Genomic DNA, 18,919 nt, shown 5'->3' with positions numbered 1-18,919 from the left:
ATGACGGCGAAGAAGGTGTTCGGGATCGTGCTCGCGGGCGGCGAAGGGAAGCGTCTGATGCCGCTCACGGCCGACCGGGCGAAACCCGCCGTGCCGTTCGCGGGCGGCTACCGACTCGTCGATTTCGCCCTGTCGAATCTCGTCAATTCGGGCCTGCGCCAAGTCGTCGTGCTGACCCAGTACAAGTCGCATTCCCTCGACCGTCACGTGTCGCAGACCTGGCGTCTCTCGGGCCTGTTGGGCGCCTACGTGGCTTCCGTGCCCGCGCAGCAGCGCCTCGGCAAACGCTGGTTCTCGGGATCGGCGGATGCCATCCTGCAGAGCCTCAACCTGCTGCGCGACGAGCGACCCGACATCGTCGTCGTCGTCGGAGCCGATCACGTCTACCGCATGGACTTCAACCAGATGGTGGAGGCGCACATCGAGTCGGGCGCGGGTGTCACGGTGGCGGCGATCCGCCAGCCGATCGCGTTGGCCGACCAGTTCGGCATCATCGAGCTCGATCCGAAGGACCCGCATCGCATCGCGGCGTTCAAAGAGAAGCCGAAAAATGCGGTCGGCCTCGCCGACTCCCCCGGTGAAGTGCTCGCCTCGATGGGCAACTACGTCTTCGACGCCGAAGTGCTCATCGACGCGGTGCAACGCGACGGGGAGCAGCCCGACTCCAACCACGACATGGGCGGCGACATCGTTCCCGACTTCGTGGCGCGGGGCGACGCGGCCGTCTACGACCTGCAGCGCAACCAGGTGCCCGGCGCGACCGATCGCGACCGCTACTACTGGCGCGACGTCGGAACGATCGAGTCGTTCTTCGACGCCCACCAGGATCTCATCTCGGCGCTGCCCGTCTTCAACCTCTACAACCGCGACTGGCCGATCTACAGCCAGCAACTGAACTCGCCCCCCGCGAAGTTCGTGCGCGACGGCGAGAACGCCGTCGGCACCGCGATCGACTCGATCGTCTCGCTCGGCTGCGTGGTGTCCGGCGGGCATCTGGAGCGCAGCGTTCTGGGCCCGTGGGTCACCGTCGAGTCGGGGGCGAAGGTCGTCGACTCGGTCGTCTTCGAGCGCGCCCGGATCGAAGATCGGGCCACCGTGCAGCGCGCTATCCTCGACAAGGATGTCGTCGTCGAGTCCGGCGCCACCGTCGGCGTCGACCACGATGCCGACCGCCGCCGCGGCTTCACCGTCACCGACTCCGGCATCACCGTCGTCGGCAAGGGAGTCGTCGTCACCCGATAACTCCCTCAGGAAGGCACGTGCTGCGCCGATGGCCCGCTTCCTCGTCGTCCTCGATGTCGACTCGACGCTGATCGAGAACGAGGTCATCGAGCTCCTCGCCGACGAGGCGGGATCCGGTGAACGCGTCGCGGAGATCACGTTCCGCGCCATGAACGGCGAGCTCGACTTCGAGCAGAGCCTGCGGGAACGCGTGGCGACCCTCGCAGGGCTCCCCGAATCGGTGATCGACACCGTGCGGTCACGGGTCACGGTGACCCGCGGCGTTCCCGAGCTCATCGCCGGAGTTCAGGCGGCCGGCGGCAAGGTCGCGGTCGTCTCCGGCGGCTTCCACGAGGTCATCGACCCGCTCGCGCGCGAGCTCGGCCTCGACTTTTGGCGCGCGAACCGTCTTGAGGTCGTCGACGGTCGGCTCACCGGCGACGTCACCCCGCCGGTGATCGACGCGGCGGCGAAGGCGTCGGCGCTTCGCGAATGGGCGGCGGAAGCCGGCATCCCGATGGCGCAGACGGTCGCCGTCGGTGACGGCGCCAACGATCTGCCGATGATGGCGATCTGCGGGCTCGCCGTGGGCTTCGACGCGAAGGCCCCGGTGCGCGACCTCGCCCACGTGCTGCTCGACGAACGCGACCTCGGGATGCTGCTGCCGCTGCTGGGGCTGCCCCGGCCCTAGTGCCCCATGCCCAGGCCGCCGTCGACGGGGATGACGGCTCCCGAGATGTAGGCGGCGTCGTCGCCGGCGAGCCAGGCGACGACCCTGGCGACCTCGGTCGGAGTGGCGAAGCGGCCGGCCGGAATCGACTTCTTGTACGCGGCCTGGGTGTCGTCGGACAGCTCGGCCGTCATGTCGGTCTCGATGAATCCGGGTGCGACGACGTTCGCGGTGATGCCGCGGCTGCCGAGTTCGCGGGTGATCGACCGGGCCATGCCCACCAGACCCGCCTTCGACGAGGAGTAGTTGACCTGACCGGGCCCGCCGAAGAGTCCGACGACGCTCGAGATGAGGATGATGCGGCCGAATCGGGCCTTCATCATCGCCTTGGTGGCCCGCTTGACGACCCGGAACGATCCGCCGAGGTTGGTGTCGACCACGACGTCGAAATCGTCTTCGGTCATCATCATGAGCAGCTTGTCGCGCGTGATGCCCGCGTTGGCGACGACGACCTCGACCGGTCCGAGCTTCTCTTCGATCTCGGTGAACGCCGCGTCGATCGCCGCGGTGTCGGTGACGTCGGCGCGCACCGTGAGCGTTCCCGCCGGCCCCTCGCCCGACCGGGCGGTGACGGCGACTCGATGGCCTTGGGCGACGAATTCGGCGGCGATCGCGTGGCCGATGCCACGGTTCCCTCCGGTGACGAGAACGGTGCGAGCGGTCATCCGTCCAGCCTACCGACGGGCGCGCGCGTACCCTGATCACAAGACCATGCGCAACCGACCCGTCGCGATCACCGAACTCCCCCCGTCACCGGAGCAGGAGCAGGGTGCCCGCATGCGGCGCTACGCGCTCACGATGGGCATCCGCGTGCTGTGCATCTTCGCCTGCCTCTTCGTGCAGGGCTGGTGGCTGCTCGTTCCCGCCCTCGGGGCGGTCTTCCTGCCGTATGTCGCCGTCGTGTTCGCGAATGCCGTGTCCCGGCGCGGCAGCGGAACGGTGGAGCGGCCCGGCGCCATCGAGCGGCGAGACGACGCGTGATCGGTTCCGAGCCCGACGTGCAGTGCTCGTCGGCGGGATGCCGCGCCGACGCGACCTGGCGGGTCAACTGGCGCAACCCCCGCATCCATTCGGCCGACCGGGTGAAGGTCTGGCTGGCGTGCGGCGATCACCGCGACACCCTCGCCGACTATCTCGCCACCCGCGGCTTTCCGGTCATCGTGACCGCGCTCGACTCCCCCGCCGATACCGTCCCGGATCCGGCGCGATGAGCTGGATGCGGCGCTGGGGCGGGTATGTCGCCCTCACGATCGTCTTCGCGGTCGTCTGCGGCCTGCTGTCCTGGTGGCAGTGGGCGCGCCGCGTCGACGCCGTCGACGAGATCGCCAAGATCGAGGCGAACTACGAGGCCGATCCGGTGGCGCTCGGCGACCTGATTCCCGAGCTGGATTCCGTGGTCGACTCCGCGGAATGGCACCCGGTCGAGATGACCGGCGAGTACCTCGCCGACGAACAGCTCCTCGTGCGCAACCGGCCGCGCAACTCCGCCGCCGGGTTCGAGGTGCTCGTGCCGCTGCAGCTCGCCGACGGCACCGTGTTCGTCGTCGACCGGGGGTGGGTTCCGGCGGGATCGACTCCCGAGGCGCCCGAGTCGGTGCCGGCGGCACCGTCGGGTGAGGTGACGGTCGTCGTGCGGTTGAAGCCCGGCGAACCGGAGATCCCCGGGCGCGGTGCGCCGGACGGCCAGCTCGCGACGGTGCGGCTGCCCGATGTCGCCGCGCTCGTCGACGCGCCGACCTACACCGGCATGTACGGCCTCCTGGTCACCGAAGATCCCGCACCGGCCGAGAGCCCGCTGCCGGCGCTGAGACCGGTCGAAGACGAGGGCCCGCACCTGTCGTATGCGCTGCAATGGATCGCATTCGGCGTCCTGGCGTTCGTCGGACTCGTCTGGGCGGTGCGCCGGGAACGGAAGATCGCAGCCGGCACGGCGCCGGTCGCCCGCCGGGAACGCGATGCCGAGGTCGAAGACGCCCTTCTCGACGCCCAGTCCTAGGCGAGGGCGATCAGGTCGGCGTAGCCGGGGTTCCAGTGATCCTCGACGCCGTCGGGCAGGATCAGCACCCGCTCGGGGTTGAGCGCCTCGACGGCGCCCTCGTCGTGCGACACCAGCACGACGGCACCGGAGTAGCTCGCCAGAGCCCCGAGGATCTCTTCTCGGCTCGCCGGGTCGAGGTTGTTGGTCGGCTCGTCGAGCAGCAGCACGTTGGCGCCCGACACGACGATCATGGCCAGCGCCAGGCGGGTCTTCTCGCCGCCGGAGAGCACCCCGGCGGGCTTGTCGGCGTCGTCGCCGGTGAACAGGAACGAGCCGAGCACCCGGCGCGCCTCGGTCGCATTCAACTGCGGGCTCGACGACGTCATGTTCTCGAGCACCGAGCGCTTGACGTCGATGGTCTCGTGCTCCTGCGCGTAGTACCCGATGCGCAGGCCGTGGCCGGGCTCGATGCGCCCCGTGTCGGGCTTGTCGACGCCGGCGAGCATCCGCAGCAGTGTCGTCTTCCCCGCGCCGTTGAGGCCGAGCACGACGACCTTCGATCCGCGGTCGATGGCGAGGTCGACGGCTGTGAAGATCTCCAATGACCCATAGCTCTTCGAGAGGTTGCTCGCGGTGAGCGGGGTCTTGCCGCACGCCACCGGGTCGGGGAACCGCAGCTTCGCGACCCGATCGACGGCGCGTACCTCTTCGAGGCCGGAGAGCATCTTCTCGGCACGCGCCACCATCTGGTGAGCGGCAGCGGCCTTTGACGCCTTCGCGCCGAAGCGGGCGGCCTGCAACTGCAGCTGGGTCGCCTTCTTCTCGACGTTGACGCGCTCCTTCTTGCGGCGCTCCTCGTCGGCTTCGCGTTGGCGCAGGTAGTGCTTCCACCCCATGTTGTAGATGTCGATGACCTGACGGTTCGCGTCGAGGTAGAAGACCCGGTTCACGGTGTCTTCGACGAGATCGACGTCGTGGCTGATCACGATGACCCCGCCCGCGTAGCCCTTGAGGAACTCCCGAAGCCAGACGACGGAATCCGCATCGAGGTGGTTGGTCGGCTCATCGAGGATCATCGTGTCGGCACCTGAGAACAGGATGCGGGCCAGCTCGATCCGTCGACGTTGACCACCTGACAGGGTCTTCAGCTGCTGGTCCAGGATGCGGTCCGGCAGCGCGAGGTTCGAGGCGATGGATGCCGCCTCCGCCTCGGCGGCGTATCCGCCGAGAGCGAGGAAGCGGTCTTCGAGGCGGCCGTAGCGATCCATCGCGGCGGAACTGATCGCCTCGTCGGGGCTCGCCATCTCGTCGGTGGCTCGCCTCAGGTCGAGCACGAGACGTCCGAGGCCCCGGGCGTCGAGGATGCGGGTGCGGGCGGTGTCGTCGGGATCGCCGGTGCGCGGATCCTGCGGCAGGTAGCCGATCTCGCCCGTGCGGTCGATCTTGCCGTTGCTCGGCTGGCTCTCACCGGCGAGAGTCTTCGTGAGGGTGGTCTTGCCGGCGCCGTTGCGTCCGACGAGCCCGATCTTGTCGCCCTTCTCGACCCGGAAGCTGACGCCTTCCATGAGCAGGCGTGCGCCGACGCGGATCTCGAGATCGTGCACGGCGAGCACAGCAAGGTCCCTTCAAAGTTGAGGTGGGGATTCGGGAGGATGTCGACAAGCGGCGCGAGTGCGCCAGCCCGCTAGTCTAACCGCAGCGCCTTCGCCACCTGCCGACACGGCGCATCCCCGACCGAAGAGGATTGCCCTACCCCATGTCTGCTGTCGTCCCTGCTGCACCCCGTCTCGTTCTCGCCGATCGCGTCTTCCCCCGCACCTGGGTGCTCGACATCGTCCTCGTCGCTGCGGGCGCTGCCCTGACGGCGCTGCTCGCGCAGGTCATCATCCCGATGTATCCGGTTCCGATCACCGGGCAGACCCTCGCGGTGCTGCTCGTCGGCGCGACGCTCGGGTGGGCCCGTGGTGCCGCATCGCTGGGCCTCTACCTCGTGCTCGGCCTCGTCGGCCTCCCCGTCTTCGCTCCGCAGGACGACGGCTCGCACCTCACCGGCCTGGCTGCGCTCGCCGCGCCGAGCTTCGGGTACATCATCGGCTTCGTGTTCGCCGCGGCCGCCGTCGGTTGGCTCTCGGAGCGCACCTGGGATCGTCACGTGCTCAAGGCCCTGGCGACCTTCGTGGGCGGTTCGGTCATCGTCTTCGCCTTCGGCCTGCCCTGGCTGGCCGCCGTCACCGGGGGCACGTTCGCCCAGGTGCTCGAGTGGGGCCTGATCCGGTTCATCCCGGGTGGCATCATCAAGGCGCTCATCGCGGCGGCCCTGCTGCCGCTCGCGTGGTGGGGCGCGAACCGTCTCGCGAAGCACCGCGAGTCGGACGTCGACGCCGGCTGACACCGCGCGGCGTCTCCCGTCGAGCGCCGGACCCGCATACGATTCAGAGCTATGGAGCCTGTTCGCCGCGCTGTCGTCATTGAGGATGACGACGACATCCGCCACTTGCTCGAGACCGTCCTGAGCCAAGCGGGTTTCGCGGTGACGGCATGCGCGAACGGATACGACGGCATCGAAGCGGTGCGCAACGTCGGCCCGATGGTGGTGACGCTCGACGTCAACATGCCGGGAATCGACGGCTTCGAGACGGCGAAGCGCATTCGAGCGTTCTCCGACGCCTACATCGTCATGCTGACCGCACTCGGCGAGGAGATCGACACCCTCCAGGGACTCGAGTCCGGTGCCGACGACTACGTCACCAAGCCGTTCCGGCCGCGGGAACTCCGTGCGCGCATCGAAGCGATGCTGCGCAGGCCCCGGGCCGGCGCGGCGCCGACTCCCCCGCCGGTCGCCCCACAAGGCCGCCCTGCCGAACCTCCTGCCTACGCCCCGCCGGCGGCGGGTGCCCACGCGGCTCCGCCCGCAGCCGGCCCGCCCCCGACGGCTCCCGCCGAACGGCTCGAGCACCTGGGGCTCCTGATCGATCTCGGCACTCGCCTGGTGATGGCGGACGGACAGGAGATCCCGCTGACCCGCAGCGAGTTCGATCTGCTCGCCGCGCTCATGCAGTCCGGCCGGCGTGTGCGCACGAAGGCCGACCTCGCGATCTTGCTGCGCAATGAGAGCTACGTCACCAGCAACTTCGTCTCCGACGCCGACAAGCGCGGCATCGAGGTGCACATGGGCAACCTGCGCAAGAAGATCGGCGAGAACTCGGTCACCCCGCGGTGGATCGAAACCGTTCGCGGCGTGGGCTACCGCATGACCGGACCCGACGCTCCGGTCTGATCCGACCGGTTGCCTTCACTCAGGCGGCGCGCATCTCCGCCGTCGCCAGCCTGAGTTCGGAACACACCGCTTCCCCGATACGCGCCAGATCGTCGGCGCCGTGCGCGGGGATGGTGCCGAGCTGGCGTGACTCGGCGTGCAGCGCTCGGGCGGCGGCGCTGAGACCTTCGGCGCCGAGCATCGCGCTCGACGTGGACAGGCTGAGGAGCGCGGCGAGGGCGTCATCGATCACCACGCGATCGACGGCGGTCGCGACTCGTGCACGCCGGTGTTCCCAGGCATCGAGGTAATCGTCGATGAAGCGGATGCATGCCGAGGCGTCGTTGGCGAGCTCGCTCGCCAGCCGCGAGATGCGGCTGACGTCGATGTGCTCGTAGCGCATGCGACCGTCCCGGTGGATCAAATGTGGAGAGCCCCGACCCCGGCTCCCAGTCTCCTGGGGCAACAGCAGGACTCGATCAGTTTCGCGTCAGGTTTCGCTCAGGATTCGTGTCCAGCGTTCTCACGTTGGTTCTCCTGGGCGGTCTTCATCTCGAGGTTCACCGCGTCCACTGCGGCGGCCAGCAGGTCGCTGTAGCCGGCTCCACTCGTGCGGGTCGTCGCGATTCCGCGGAAGGTCGACGCGCGGAACCGGTCTTGGTCGTCGATCGCCGCGCCGAGCACGCCTTCGCCGATCCGGTCGGCGATGGTCTCGACGGAGTCGTTGGCCGGAAGCTCCAGAAGCATGGCGAAACGCCGCGTCGAGAGATGACCGACGAGGGAGGCGGTCGGAGCCTGGGTGAGCACGACGCGTCCCGTCGTGCGGACGGCGGCGTCCCCGGCAGCGCGACCGAAGGCCGTGTTGATGGCGCCGAGGTCGGCGACATCGATCAGGAGAAGGACGAGCGTGGTGCGTTCCCGGACCGCGCGCAGCAGCCAGGTCTCCGCCATCTCGCGGAACAGCGTGGAGTTCAGGATGCCGTCGATCCTCAGCCGGGCGCCGATCTCGACATCGTTCTCGCTGATCCGCGCGAATCGGTCGCCTTGCACCGACGCGAGCATGATGGTGCCGATGACGGCGAGTCCGATCTCGACGAGAGTGGAGACCTCGGTGCCGAAGTAGTCGGCGAATACGGGATGTTCCGGCCCGAGCGAGACGAAGACGACTGCACGACCGAGGTAGAACAACCCCATCCCGCCGAGCAGCACGGTGAGCACTCGGGAGGCGAGCAGGCGGGTGAGATCACCCCGCGTGAACTCGAAGGCCGACAGGAGGCACACGACCGCCACCCCGAGGAACATCTCGATGGCCCCGGCCCACAAGCCGGCCTCGGGTCCGGGAAGCAACGAGGCGACGGCGACGACGGCGCCCAGAGCGATCGGGACGAGGATCAGCGCCCGACGTCCGTTCGCCCGACGGGCTCCCGCCCAGATGAAGCCGAGCGCCGTCACATACGCGCCGTTGGCGATCGCGCCCGCCCACCAGCGCGATGTGTCGGTCGACACGACGACGAAGGCGAATACCGAGAACATCGCGCCGAGATAGAAGACGCTCCACAGCCGACCGACGGCGTCATTGCGGCGCAGGAGCGTCTCGAGCAGAAAGGAGATGCCGGCCAGCAGGACCACGAGCCCGCCGACCACGAACAGCGTCGTCGAGTCGAGGATGCTCACGCGGCGACGCTCCGCGCGCCGGCATTCGCCGAGGACTCGCGCTCGGTGGGTACGGTGACTCGGAACGTCGTGCCGATCCCCAGTTCGCTCGTGACCGTGAGGTGCCCGCCGTGCCGATGCACGATCTCACGGGTGATGCTCAAACCGAGGCCGGTACCGACCGTTGCCGACGACTTCGCGGACTTCGTGCGGTAGAAGCGGTCGAAGATCCGCGGGAGATCGGCCTCGGGAATGCCCTGGCCGGTGTCCCTGACCTCGACGCTGACCCCGCCCGCGCCGGGCTCGACTGCGACCGTCACCGTGCCCCACTCACGGTTGTACTTGATCGCGTTGGTGATCAGGTTGTCGAGCACCTGCCGCATGCGCATCGGATCGATCGCCGCCACTGCGGAATCCGCGCCGTCCATCACGAGTTCCACCTCGCGTTCTTCCGCCATCACGCGGTGGGCTTCCACGGAGTCGCGGGCGATCTGCGCCACATCGCCCGCCGTGAACGACATCGCCAGCTGTTGGTCGGCGTCGCTGGCGGCTCGGAGCAGGTCGGTGACGATCACGAGCAACCGCTCGGAGTTGGCGTACGCCACGTCGATCATCCGCCGGGTTTCCTCGTCCAGCTGGTCGTCGTCGCGTGCGAGATCGAGGTAGCCGAGGATCGAGGTCAGCGGCGACCGGAGCTCGTGCGAGACCGAGCCGATGAGGTCATCGCGGGCCCGGACCGCCTCGAGTTCCTTCGTGATGTCGGTCAGCACGATCACGCCGCCGTCGTATTCGCCTTCGCGGTCGTGCAGGATCCGGGAGCTGACGGAGTGGGCGGCACGGCGCTCTCCGGGCTCGCCGACCCAGATGATGAGGTTGTCGAACGCCTGCCCGCTGAGTGCGCGGTTCAGCGGTCGGTCGTCCTCGGTGTAGAGGGTGACCCCGTCCGCCTGGTAGATCACCGGGTGGACGACCGCATCCGCCGGGGTTCCGAAGTCGGTGAGGTACTGACGTTGTGCGCGGTTGACGAAGGTCACCGTGCCGGTCCGATCGAAGGCGATCACTCCGAAGTCGACGGCGTTGAGGAGTTCGTTGAGAACGCCTTCCTGTCGGCTCGCCTTCTCCAGAGCGACCTGCACCATGCTCGAGTGCTGACGCAGCAACTTCGCCTGCGCGCGGCCGCGTGCCGACGAGACATAGATCGCGCCGGCGACGAAGCCGACCAACACCGGGACGACGACGAAGGTCACGAAATCGTTCCAGGTGATCGGTGACCCGCGGAGGAGCCGAGTGCCCCACATGGCGAGGATCGTTCCCGCCACGCCGGCGATCGTCAGGGTGGACCCGAACGTGCGGGCGATCCAGATGATCGGAAGCACGACGAGGAGGCCGACCCCGGTCTGAGGATCGAATTCACGCAGCACCAGAATGCCCGCGAGGTTCGCGAAAGGCAGCAGAGCACCCCAGAGGCGAGGGATCGAATCCCACGGAACGAGGGCCGAAACCGCGGTGAGGGCGAAGAAGAAGAAGACCATGCCGAAGACGACAGGGGACGAGTAGACCGATGGGCTCACGAAGAGCAGGGCGATGATCACGACGAGCAGCGGCCCCGAGATCAGCAATTGGGCAGAGAGAATGCCCGACGCGACCCGTCCGCGCTTTCGGGGACCTGCAGTGGTCCGGACTCCCCCTGACACGCACTCAGGCTATCGGCGAGTCACGGCATGCGCGCTACCCAGTCAGGGGGCCCTCAGAATTGGGGGCAGAACCCACCGCCGAGCGGTCAGATGCTGAAGCCGAGCGCTCGCATCATGTCGCGGCCGTCGTCGGTGATGCGCTCCGGTCCCCACGGCGGCATCCAGACCCAGTTGATGCGGAACCGCTCGACGATCCCGTCGAGCGACTGGGCGACCTGTTCCTCGATCACGTCGGTCAGCGGGCAGCCCGCCGAGGTGAGCGTCATCGAGATGATGAGGGCATCGTTCTCGTCATCCCAGGTGAGGTCGTAGATGAGCCCGAGATCGACGATGTTGACCCCGAGTTCGGGATCGATGACGTCCTTCAGCCCCTCTTCGACGTCGTTGAAGAGTTTCGGTTCCAGAGCGGTGGGCATCGGTTCGCGTCCTTTCGACGAAAAGGTTACGCCGTGGGGGTGAGGTAGCGGTCGTAGCCTTCGCTCTCGAGGCGCTCGGCGAGCTCCGGACCGCCCTCTTCGGCGATCTTGCCGTCGACGAAGACATGCACGAAGTCGGGCTTGATGTAGCGCAGGATGCGCGTGTAGTGCGTGATCAGCAGGATGCCGAGGCCGGTGTCGGCGTGGGCGCGGTTGACGCCTTCCGAGACGATCTTGAGGGCGTCGACATCCAGCCCGGAATCGGTCTCGTCGAGCACCGCGAACCGCGGCTTGAGCAGCTCGAGCTGCACGATCTCGTGCCGCTTCTTCTCGCCGCCCGAGAAGCCTTCGTTGACGTTGCGGGCGGCGAAGGCGGGATCCATCTTGAGGTCGGTCATCGCCTTCTTGAGCGTCGGACCCCAGGTGCGGATGGCGGGCGCCTCGCCGTCGATCGCGGTCTTCGCGGTGCGCAGGAAGTTCGCGACCGTGACCCCGGGGATCTCGACGGGATACTGCATCGCGAGGAACAGCCCGGCCCGGGCGCGCTCGTCGACGCTCATCGCCAGCACGTCCTCGCCGTCGAGCTCGATCGTGCCGCCGTCGACGTGATACCGCGGGTGGCCCGCGATCGTGTACGCAAGCGTCGACTTGCCCGAGCCGTTCGGCCCCATGACGGCGTGGATCTCGCCCTGGTTGATGGTGAGGTCGACGCCCTTGAGGATGGGCTTCTTGACGCCGTCGGCTTCGATCGAGACCTGCAGGTCGGTGATCTTCAGTGTGGTCATGAGATCTTCTCTCCGATGTAGACGTCGCCGTCGATGATCTCGACCGCGAAAACGGGAACCGGTTCGTAGGCCGGGAGGGTCAGGGGTTTGCCGGTGGCGAGTTCGAACTTGGAGCCGTGCGCCCAGCATTCGAGGGTGTCGTCTTCGACGAACCCCTCCGAGAGCGAGATGTCGCCGTGCGTGCAGGTGTCGCCGAGCGCATGTACGTCGCCCGCCGAATCCATGACCACGGCGATGGGGGTGCCGTCGACGACGACCTTCTTCGCCGTCGACACCGACAGGTCGCTGAGAGCGCAGACCTTCGTGCTCACGCAGCGCCCTCCAGTTCGGCGACGAGAGCCGAGACCAGCCGCGCCTGCAGCACCGGCTCGGGGATGCGCTGCACGACCTCGATGAGGAAGCCGAGGACGACCAGCCGACGGGCTTCGGCCTCGGGAATGCCCCGCGACTGCAGGTAGAAGAGGTGCTCGTCGTCGAACCGGCCGGTCGCGCTCGCGTGTCCGGCGCCGACGATGTCGCCGGTCTGGATCTCGAGGTTCGGGATGCTGTCCGCCCGCGTTCCTTCCGAGAGCACGAGGTTGCGGTTCTGCTCGTAGGTGTCGGTGCCGACCGCGCGCGGACCGATGAGCACGTCGCCGACCCACACGGTGCGCGCGCCCTCGCCGTTGAGCGCACCCTTGTAGGTGACCCGGCTGCGGGTGTGCGGGGCATCGTGGTGCACGTAGACCCGCTGCTCCAGGTGCTGTCCGGCATCCGCGAAGTAGACGCCGAGCAGCTCGGCGTCCGAGCCCTCGCCGGCGAGATGCGCCGACGGGTTGACCCGCACGATCGAACCGCCGAGCGAGACGACGATGTGGGTGAGCTTGCCGTCCTTGCCGATCGACGCGAAGTGGCTCGCCAGGTGACGGGCGTCGTCATCCCATTCCTGCAGGCTGACCACCGTGAGGTGAGCGCCTTCGCCGACGACGATCTCGACGTTCTCGGTCAGCGCGGCGCTGCCTCGGCTGTCGAGGATGACGAGACCCTTCGACTGCGGCGCAGCTTCGACGAGCACGTGTGCGGCGCGGGCGGCCGACCCCATCGCGGCACGCGTGACGGTCAGCGATTCGGGTTCGCCCTCGATCGCGATCCGCAGAGCCTTCTCGAAGCTGCTCCAGCCGTTCGCGGCGGCGCGCTCCTCCGGGATGCCGGCGGACCCGATGCGGGCGTCGGTGCGGTCGATCCACTCGACGGTCGTGTGCGCGACATCCGGATACTGGATCGGGTACGGCGACCCGTCGAGGGGTCCGTCGATCAGGTCGCGGATGCGGTCGATCGGAGTGAGTTTCCACTCCGTCTGCCACGCCTCGACGGCGGCGAAGTCGTCATGGAGGGTCGACTTCGGCCGTTCGGAGCGGGTTTGAACGGGAACGAACGGTCCATCGCTGTGCGCGACGATTCCCAGCCGCTGTGCCGTGGTATCCGGGGCGGCCTCGGTGCCGACGGCCACTATCCGACCGAGCCTTCCATGCTCATTTCGATCAGCTTGTTGAGTTCCAGGGCGTACTCCATCGGCAGTTCGCGGGCGATCGGCTCGATGAAGCCGCGCACGATCATCGCCATCGCTTCGTCTTCGGCCATGCCACGGGACATCAGGTAGAACAGCTGTTCCTCCGACACGCGCGACACCGTCGCCTCGTGGCCGAGTTGCACGTCGTCGACGCGGATGTCGATCGCCGGGTAGGTGTCGCTGCGCGAGATCGAGTCGACGAGCAGCGCGTCGCAGCGCACGGTGTTCGCCGAGTGGTGGGCGTTCTCGCCCACCCGCACCTCGCCGCGGTATCCGGCGCGACCGCCGCCGCGCGCGATCGACTTCGAGACGATCGAAGAGGTCGTGTACGGCGCGAGGTGGATCATCTTGGCGCCGGCATCCTGGTGCTGTCCCGGACCGGCGAAGGCGACCGACAGGGTCTCGCCCTTGGCATGCTCCCCCACCAGGTAGATCGACGGGTACTTCATCGTCACCTTGGAGCCGATGTTGCCGTCGATCCACTCCATCGTCGCGCCCTCGTGCGCGATCGCGCGCTTGGTGACGAGGTTGTAGACGTTGTTCGACCAGTTCTGAATCGTCGTGTAGCGCACCCGGGCGTTCTTCTTGACGATGATCTCGACGACCGCGGAGTGCAGCGAGTCCGACTTGTAGATCGGCGCGGTGCAGCCCTCGATGTAGTGCACGTAGGAGCCCTCGTCGGCGATGATCAGCGTCCGCTCGAACTGGCCCATGTTCTCGGTGTTGATGCGGAAGTAGGCCTGCAGCGGAATCTCGACGTGCACGCCCTTCGGCACGTAGACGAACGAGCCGCCCGACCACACCGCGGTGTTCAGCGCGGCGAACTTGTTGTCACCGGACGGGATCACGGTGCCGAAGTACTCCTGGAAGATCTCCGGGTACTCCTTGAGCGCCGTGTCGGTGTCGAGGAAGAGCACGCCCTGCTCCTCGAGGTCCTTCTGGATCGAGTGGAAGACGACCTCTGACTCGTACTGGGCGGCGACGCCCGACACCAGTCGGGACCGCTCGGCCTCGGGGATCCCGAGCTTCTCGTACGTGTTCTTGATGTCGTCGGGCAGGTCTTCCCAGGTCTGGGCCTGCTTCTCGGTCGAACGCACGAAGTACTTGATGTTGTCGAAGTCGATGCCCGACAGATCGGCACCCCACGTCGGCATCGGCTTCATGCCGAAGATCTTGAGCGCCTTCAGGCGGTTCTTGAGCATCCACTCGGGCTCGCTCTTGAGGTGCGAGATGTCGGTGACGACCTCCTCGGAGATGCCGCGCCGGGCCGAGGCGCCGGCGGCATCCGAGTCGGCCCAGCCGAACTCGTAGTTGCCGAGGTCGTTCAGCTCCGGACGGTCGATGAGCACGTCAGACATGGGTATGAGCCTCTTTTCTGCCGAAGCGAGCCATTCCGCTCGTGTCGGCCTGCTCGTTTCGGGCAGTTCAACGCTGTTCAAGAGCCAGCAGCGTCGATGCTCCCTAGCGGAGCGAGTCTACAGGGTCGGCTTGCGGAAGGCTGGGCACGAGCGCGCCGGTGATCAGTTGGTGGTCGCGCACGGCCCAGAGCCTCGGGTCGGTATCGAGGACGACGCGCAGGGCTCCCACCCAGACGAGCGCGGCGAGCACGCCGTGGATCGCGACGAGCACTTCAGGGATGCCGATGAGCGACTGGGTCGTGCCGACGGTCAGCTGAATGACGAGCACGAGCAACAGCACACCGACGCGCCGGAGCGCCAGGTGTCCCCCGGCTTCGCGGCGAAGCCGGAAAGCCAGCACCGTCGCGATCAGGAGCACGGAGACGGCGGCGACTCCATGCACCGTCACCACCGCCGTCCAATCGAATCCCATGCGGGGCACCTCGGCCGAGTCGCCGGCGTGCGGGCCGGAGCCGGTGACCAGGGTCCCGGTGGCCACGACTCCCCCCGTGGCCACGACGAGCGCCCAGGCGAGAGCGCGCGACGCGCCCGAGGGCCGGGGCCCGGATCCACCCGTCCAGCGGGCGCGATGCCAGGTGAAGGTTGCGCAGGCGAGCAGGCCCATGGCGAGAACGAAGTGCATCGCGACGACCCACGGGTTGAGATCGACCCACACCGTGACGCCCCCGGCGAGGGCATTGGCGACCACGAGCCAGAACATCGACCAGGCGAGTCGGGTGAGCATCCGATCCCGCGGGCGCTGCAACCTCGCCGCGACGATCGCCCAGCCCACGGCGACGATCAACACCCCGGTGACGGTGCGGTTGGCGAATTCGATGAAGCCGTGGATGCCGAGCTCCGGGGTCGCGATCAGCGAGTCGTCGGTGCAGGTGGGCCAGGTCGGGCAACCGAGGCCGGAACCCGTCACCCGCACGACGACGCCGCCGAGCACGATGAGAATGCTCGCGACCAAGGCGGCGGTCGTGCCCCAGCGCAGCGCCCGCGACCCGAGAGTCCAGCGTTCGGCGGCCCAGCCGAGAGGGGTGCGCAATTTCACGGTCGGGTCCCGATCAGAACGGGATCGGCAGGTAGAGCAGCGGGTCGAGCCCGACGGCGACGAACACGAGCGTCAGATACGTGATCGACGCGTGGAAGACCCGCATGGGCTTGAGCTCCTCGCCACGGATGGCTCCGGCGTACAGGCGATGCGATTCCACGACGAACCAGGCGCCGGAGAGGGTCGCGACGACGGCGTAGAGCACGCCCATCGGAGCGACCGGCACCAGCAGGAGCGAGCACACGACCGTCGCCCAGGCGTAGAGCACGACCTGGAGGCCGACCGCCGCCCGGCCCCGCACGACGGACAGCATCGGCACCTCCGCCGCCGCGTAGTCGGCCTGGTAGCGCATCGACAGCGGCCAGTAGTGGGGCGGTGTCCAGAGGAAGACGATCGCGAACAGGATGACGGGGGTCCAGCTGAGCGACCCGGTGACCGCAGCCCAGCCGATCAGCACCGGCATGCACCCGGCCGCACCGCCCCACACGATGTTCTGCGGAGTGCGGCGCTTCAACAGCATGGTGTAGACGAGCACGTAGTAGAGGATCGCGACCAGCGAGAGCACGGCGGCGAGCCAGGTCGTGAAGACCCACAGGAACACCACCGACGCGATCCCGGTCGCGAAGGCGAACACGAGCGCCTCGCGTGGCGAGAGCTCTCCGGTCACCAGCGGGCGACCGCTGGTGCGCTTCATCACCCGGTCGATGTCGCGGTCGATGTAGCAGTTGAACGCATTCGCCGACGCGGCCGAGAACGTGCCGCCGACGAGCGTCGCGAGCACGAGCCACAGATCCGGGATGCTGCGCTCCGCGAGGATCATGACGGGTGCCGTCGTCACCAGCAGCAGTTCGATGACGCGGGGCTTGGTGAGCGCGACGTACGCCCGCAGTTTGCGGAAGGGTGCGATCCGGACCCCTGGGGGGGTCTCGACCGGGCTGTCGACGGCTCCCTGCATGGCTCCTCGGATCGTTCGTGAATCCCAGCAAGTCTAGGCGACCGTGTTTCGTCTCCTTACGCCCGCGCGCAAGAGGCCCGATCCGGCCTCGGTATGCTGGACATCGGTCCCTGCCACCCGGACCGTTCCCCACTGCGAAAGGCCCCTTTTCCGTGCCAGAACTCTCTTGGGATGACGTCGACGCTCGTGCCGTCGACACCGCTCGGATCCTGGCGGCAGACGCCGTCGAGAAGGTGGGGAACGGGCATCCGGGAACGGCGATGAGCCTCGCCCCCGCCGCCTACCTGCTCTTCCAGAAGGTCATGCGCCGCGACCCGGCCGACAACGAGTGGATCGGCCGCGACCGCTTCATCCTCTCTGCGGGCCACTCCTCGCTCACGCAGTACGTGCAGCTCTACCTGGGCGGCTACGGCCTCGAACTCGACGACCTGAAGGCGCTGCGCACCTGGCGTTCGAAGACGCCGGGTCACCCCGAGTACGGCCACACCGACGGCGTCGAGATCACCACCGGGCCGCTCGGCCAGGGCCTCGCCTCCGCGGTCGGCTTCGCCTACGCGTCCCGCTTCGAGCGGGGGCTCTTCGACCCCGACGCGGCCGCCGGCACCAGCCCGTTCGACCACTTCGTCTACGTCATCGCCTCCGACGGCGACCTGCAGGAGGGCGTCACGAGCGAGGCATCGTCGCTCGCCGGCCACCAGCAGCTCGGCAACCTCGTGGTGATCTACGACGCGAATCAGATCTCCATCGAAGACGACACCGACATCGCTTTCACCGAGGATGTGGCGGCCCGCTACGCCGCGTACGACTGGCACGTGCAGACGGTGGACTGGAAGAAGACCGGCGAGTACGTCGAAGACGTGCACGAACTGCACCGCGCGATCGAGGCGGCCAAGGCCGAGACGTCGAAGCCGAGCATCATCATCCTGAAGACGATCATCGGCTGGCCCGCCCCGAAGAAGCAGAACACCGGCAAGATCCACGGATCCGCCCTGGGCGCCGAGGAACTCGCAGCGACCAAGGCGGTGCTCGGGTTCGACCCCGAGAAGCACTTCGACGTCGCCGACGACGTCATCGCGCACACGCGTCAGGCCCTCGACCGTGGGGCGGCCGCGCACGCCGAGTGGCAGAAGTCGTTCGACGCCTGGGCCGCCGCGAACCCCGACCGCAAGCAGCTGCTCGACCGCATCCTGAGCGGTGCGTTGCCCGACGGCGTGGTGGAGGCCCTCCCGGTCTTCCCTGCCGACAAGGAGGTGTCGACGCGCGCCGCGAGCGGCAAGGTGCTGTCGGCGCTCGGCGCCGTCATCCCGGAGCTGTGGGGCGGCTCGGCCGACCTCGCCGAGTCGAACAACACCACCATCGAGGGTGCGCGCTCGTTCATCCCGAGCGAGCACTCGACGCACGAGTGGACCGGCGAACCGTACGGCCGCGTGCTGCACTTCGGCATCCGCGAGCACGCGATGGCGTCGATCCTCAACGGCATCGTGCTGCACGGCAACACGCGCCCGTTCGGCGGCACGTTCCTGATCTTCAGCGACTACATGCGCCCCGCCGTGCGGCTCGCGGCGCTCATGGGCGCCCCGTCGATCTTCGTCTGGACGCACGACTCGGTCGCGCTCGGCGAAGACGGCCCGACGCACCAGCCGATCGAGCAGCTGACGACCCTGCGCACCATCCCGGGGCTGGACGTCGTGCGCCCCGCCGACGCCAACGAGGTCGCCTGGGCCTGGAAGACGATGCTCGAGCGCCGCAAGGGCCCCGCCGGCATCGCGCTCAGCCGGCAGAACCTGCCCGTGTTCGACCGCAGCGTCGTCGCGGGCGCCGAGGGCGTCGCGAAGGGCGCGTACGTGCTCGTCCCGGCGTCGAAGCCCACCCCCGATGTCATCCTCATGGGTTCGGGTTCCGAGGTGCAGTTCGCCGTCGAGGCGGCCGCAGCCCTCGAAGCCGAAGGAATCGCGGCGAGTGTCGTCTCCGTGCCGTGTCAGGAGTGGTTCGCCGAACAGGATGCCGCCTACCGCGAGTCGGTGCTCCCGAGCGCCGTACGCGCCCGGGTGTCGGTCGAGGCGGGCCTGGGGCTCACCTGGCTCCCCTACGTCGGCGACGCCGGGCGCAGCGTCTCCATCGAGCACTTCGGCGCATCCGCCGACTACAAGACCCTGTACCGCGAGTTCGGGATCACCACCGAGGCCGTTGTCGCGGCCGCGAAGGAATCGCTCGCCGCGGCGAGCTGA

General features: G+C 68.1%; 20 protein-coding genes. 8 read left to right on the top strand and 12 right to left on the bottom strand.

Translation table 11 applies throughout. The features are described 5' to 3' along the window. Together IE173_RS04060 and serB are read left to right on the top strand one after the other, a co-directional pair. Nucleotides 1-1,242, top strand: a complete 1,242-nt coding sequence (locus tag IE173_RS04060; protein WP_191282045.1) for a glucose-1-phosphate adenylyltransferase — start codon at nucleotides 1-3, stop codon at nucleotides 1,240-1,242. 28 nt (nucleotides 1,243-1,270) lie between these two features. Next, nucleotides 1,271-1,912 carry a phosphoserine phosphatase SerB gene (serB, locus tag IE173_RS04055; protein ID WP_191282044.1) on the top strand — a complete coding sequence of 214 codons (642 nt, stop codon included), beginning with the start codon at nucleotides 1,271-1,273 and terminating at the stop codon, nucleotides 1,910-1,912. Here the strand turns inward: serB and fabG are convergent. Next, nucleotides 1,909-2,616, bottom strand: a complete 708-nt coding sequence (fabG, locus tag IE173_RS04050; RefSeq protein WP_191282043.1) for a 3-oxoacyl-ACP reductase FabG — start codon at nucleotides 2,614-2,616, stop codon at nucleotides 1,909-1,911. The genes serB and fabG overlap by 4 nt on opposite strands. Before the next feature lie 46 nt (nucleotides 2,617-2,662). Between fabG and IE173_RS04045 the strand changes: the two genes are divergently transcribed. Genes IE173_RS04045 through IE173_RS04035 form a run of 3 tightly spaced genes read left to right on the top strand, consistent with a single transcriptional unit; the run spans nucleotide 2,663 to nucleotide 3,947 of the window. After that, on the top strand, nucleotides 2,663-2,932 hold the full coding sequence (locus IE173_RS04045; RefSeq protein ID WP_191282042.1) for a DUF3099 domain-containing protein: 270 nt from the start codon (nucleotides 2,663-2,665) through the stop codon (nucleotides 2,930-2,932). Then, entirely contained in the window at nucleotides 2,929-3,162 is a 234-nt protein-coding gene (locus tag IE173_RS04040) for a hypothetical protein (RefSeq protein ID WP_191282041.1), read from the top strand. The genes IE173_RS04045 and IE173_RS04040 overlap by 4 nt, the downstream gene beginning before the upstream one ends. Then, nucleotides 3,159-3,947, top strand: a complete 789-nt coding sequence (locus IE173_RS04035) for an SURF1 family cytochrome oxidase biogenesis protein (RefSeq protein ID WP_191282040.1) — start codon at nucleotides 3,159-3,161, stop codon at nucleotides 3,945-3,947. The genes IE173_RS04040 and IE173_RS04035 overlap by 4 nt, the downstream gene beginning before the upstream one ends. Here the strand turns inward: IE173_RS04035 and IE173_RS04030 are convergent. Further along, the gene (locus IE173_RS04030; protein ID WP_191282039.1) at nucleotides 3,944-5,542 is read right to left on the bottom strand and encodes an ABC-F family ATP-binding cassette domain-containing protein; all 1,599 of its coding nucleotides are present in this window, start codon (nucleotides 5,540-5,542) and stop codon (nucleotides 3,944-3,946) included. The two genes, IE173_RS04035 and IE173_RS04030, sit on opposite strands and share 4 nt — an antisense overlap. Nucleotides 5,543-5,685: 143 nt before the next feature. Between IE173_RS04030 and IE173_RS04025 the strand changes: the two genes are divergently transcribed. Continuing rightward, on the top strand, nucleotides 5,686-6,318 hold the full coding sequence (locus tag IE173_RS04025) for a biotin transporter BioY (RefSeq protein ID WP_191282038.1): 633 nt from the start codon (nucleotides 5,686-5,688) through the stop codon (nucleotides 6,316-6,318). Between the two features lie 51 nt (nucleotides 6,319-6,369). After that, nucleotides 6,370-7,206 (top strand): response regulator transcription factor, encoded by an 837-nt coding sequence (locus tag IE173_RS04020; protein ID WP_191282037.1) that lies wholly within the window; start codon nucleotides 6,370-6,372, stop codon nucleotides 7,204-7,206. Between the two features lie 19 nt (nucleotides 7,207-7,225). Here IE173_RS04020 and IE173_RS04015 read toward each other — a convergent pair whose 3' ends face one another. The 10 genes from IE173_RS04015 to IE173_RS03970 form a co-directional block, all read right to left on the bottom strand. Then, nucleotides 7,226-7,588, bottom strand: a complete 363-nt coding sequence (locus IE173_RS04015) for a hypothetical protein (RefSeq protein ID WP_191282036.1) — start codon at nucleotides 7,586-7,588, stop codon at nucleotides 7,226-7,228. Nucleotides 7,589-7,686: 98 nt separating this feature from the next. Beyond that, nucleotides 7,687-8,859, bottom strand: coding sequence for a GGDEF domain-containing protein (locus IE173_RS04010; RefSeq protein WP_191282035.1), 1,173 nt, complete (start codon nucleotides 8,857-8,859; stop codon nucleotides 7,687-7,689). Then, nucleotides 8,856-10,457 (bottom strand): sensor histidine kinase, encoded by a 1,602-nt coding sequence (locus tag IE173_RS04005; protein WP_191282034.1) that lies wholly within the window; start codon nucleotides 10,455-10,457, stop codon nucleotides 8,856-8,858. Before IE173_RS04005 ends, IE173_RS04010 begins: the two co-directional genes overlap by 4 nt. A gap of 161 nt (nucleotides 10,458-10,618) precedes the next feature. Further along, nucleotides 10,619-10,948, bottom strand: coding sequence for a metal-sulfur cluster assembly factor (locus IE173_RS04000; RefSeq protein ID WP_191282033.1), 330 nt, complete (start codon nucleotides 10,946-10,948; stop codon nucleotides 10,619-10,621). Nucleotides 10,949-10,974: 26 nt separating this feature from the next. Beyond that, entirely contained in the window at nucleotides 10,975-11,733 is a 759-nt protein-coding gene (gene sufC, locus IE173_RS03995) for a Fe-S cluster assembly ATPase SufC (protein ID WP_191282032.1), read from the bottom strand. Beyond that, a complete protein-coding gene (locus IE173_RS03990) occupies nucleotides 11,730-12,044 on the bottom strand; it encodes a non-heme iron oxygenase ferredoxin subunit (RefSeq protein WP_191282031.1) in 315 nt (104 codons plus the stop codon). Before IE173_RS03990 ends, sufC begins: the two co-directional genes overlap by 4 nt. Then, nucleotides 12,041-13,222, bottom strand: coding sequence for a Fe-S cluster assembly protein SufD (gene sufD, locus IE173_RS03985; RefSeq protein WP_373298445.1), 1,182 nt, complete (start codon nucleotides 13,220-13,222; stop codon nucleotides 12,041-12,043). Before sufD ends, IE173_RS03990 begins: the two co-directional genes overlap by 4 nt. Then, the gene (gene sufB / locus IE173_RS03980; RefSeq protein ID WP_191282030.1) at nucleotides 13,222-14,640 is read right to left on the bottom strand and encodes a Fe-S cluster assembly protein SufB; all 1,419 of its coding nucleotides are present in this window, start codon (nucleotides 14,638-14,640) and stop codon (nucleotides 13,222-13,224) included. Before sufB ends, sufD begins: the two co-directional genes overlap by 1 nt. Nucleotides 14,641-14,743: 103 nt before the next feature. Then, nucleotides 14,744-15,736 carry a COX15/CtaA family protein gene (locus IE173_RS03975; RefSeq protein ID WP_229841866.1) on the bottom strand — a complete coding sequence of 331 codons (993 nt, stop codon included), beginning with the start codon at nucleotides 15,734-15,736 and terminating at the stop codon, nucleotides 14,744-14,746. Between the two features lie 13 nt (nucleotides 15,737-15,749). After that, the gene (locus IE173_RS03970; RefSeq protein WP_191282029.1) at nucleotides 15,750-16,691 is read right to left on the bottom strand and encodes a heme o synthase; all 942 of its coding nucleotides are present in this window, start codon (nucleotides 16,689-16,691) and stop codon (nucleotides 15,750-15,752) included. 152 nt (nucleotides 16,692-16,843) lie between these two features. Between IE173_RS03970 and tkt the strand changes: the two genes are divergently transcribed. After that, nucleotides 16,844-18,919, top strand: coding sequence for a transketolase (gene tkt, locus IE173_RS03965; protein WP_191282028.1), 2,076 nt, complete (start codon nucleotides 16,844-16,846; stop codon nucleotides 18,917-18,919).

The organism is Pseudolysinimonas yzui (assembly GCF_014653215.1).
Classification (GTDB): domain Bacteria; phylum Actinomycetota; class Actinomycetes; order Actinomycetales; family Microbacteriaceae; genus Pseudolysinimonas_A; species Pseudolysinimonas_A yzui.
Note: the sequence above shows the minus strand (reverse complement) of the source record. Positions and strands in the feature narration are given on the sequence as shown.

Excerpts from the sequence above, each read along its gene's own strand:
- IE173_RS04060 (WP_191282045.1), top strand. The coding sequence starts at position 1 with ATGACGGCGAAGAAGGTGTTCGGGATCGTGCTCGCGGGCGGCGAAGGG.
- fabG (WP_191282043.1), bottom strand. The coding sequence starts at position 2,616 with ATGACCGCTCGCACCGTTCTCGTCACCGGAGGGAACCGTGGCATCGGC.
- IE173_RS04000 (WP_191282033.1), bottom strand. The coding sequence starts at position 10,948 with ATGCCCACCGCTCTGGAACCGAAACTCTTCAACGACGTCGAAGAGGGG.
- sufB (WP_191282030.1), bottom strand. The coding sequence starts at position 14,640 with ATGTCTGACGTGCTCATCGACCGTCCGGAGCTGAACGACCTCGGCAAC.
- IE173_RS04020 (WP_191282037.1), top strand. The coding sequence starts at position 6,370 with ATGGAGCCTGTTCGCCGCGCTGTCGTCATTGAGGATGACGACGACATC.
- IE173_RS03970 (WP_191282029.1), bottom strand. The coding sequence starts at position 16,691 with ATGCAGGGAGCCGTCGACAGCCCGGTCGAGACCCCCCCAGGGGTCCGG.
- serB (WP_191282044.1), top strand. The coding sequence starts at position 1,271 with ATGGCCCGCTTCCTCGTCGTCCTCGATGTCGACTCGACGCTGATCGAG.
- IE173_RS04015 (WP_191282036.1), bottom strand. The coding sequence starts at position 7,588 with ATGCGCTACGAGCACATCGACGTCAGCCGCATCTCGCGGCTGGCGAGC.
- IE173_RS04035 (WP_191282040.1), top strand. The coding sequence starts at position 3,159 with ATGAGCTGGATGCGGCGCTGGGGCGGGTATGTCGCCCTCACGATCGTC.
- IE173_RS04025 (WP_191282038.1), top strand. The coding sequence starts at position 5,686 with ATGTCTGCTGTCGTCCCTGCTGCACCCCGTCTCGTTCTCGCCGATCGC.
- sufC (WP_191282032.1), bottom strand. The coding sequence starts at position 11,733 with ATGACCACACTGAAGATCACCGACCTGCAGGTCTCGATCGAAGCCGAC.
- IE173_RS04045 (WP_191282042.1), top strand. The coding sequence starts at position 2,663 with ATGCGCAACCGACCCGTCGCGATCACCGAACTCCCCCCGTCACCGGAG.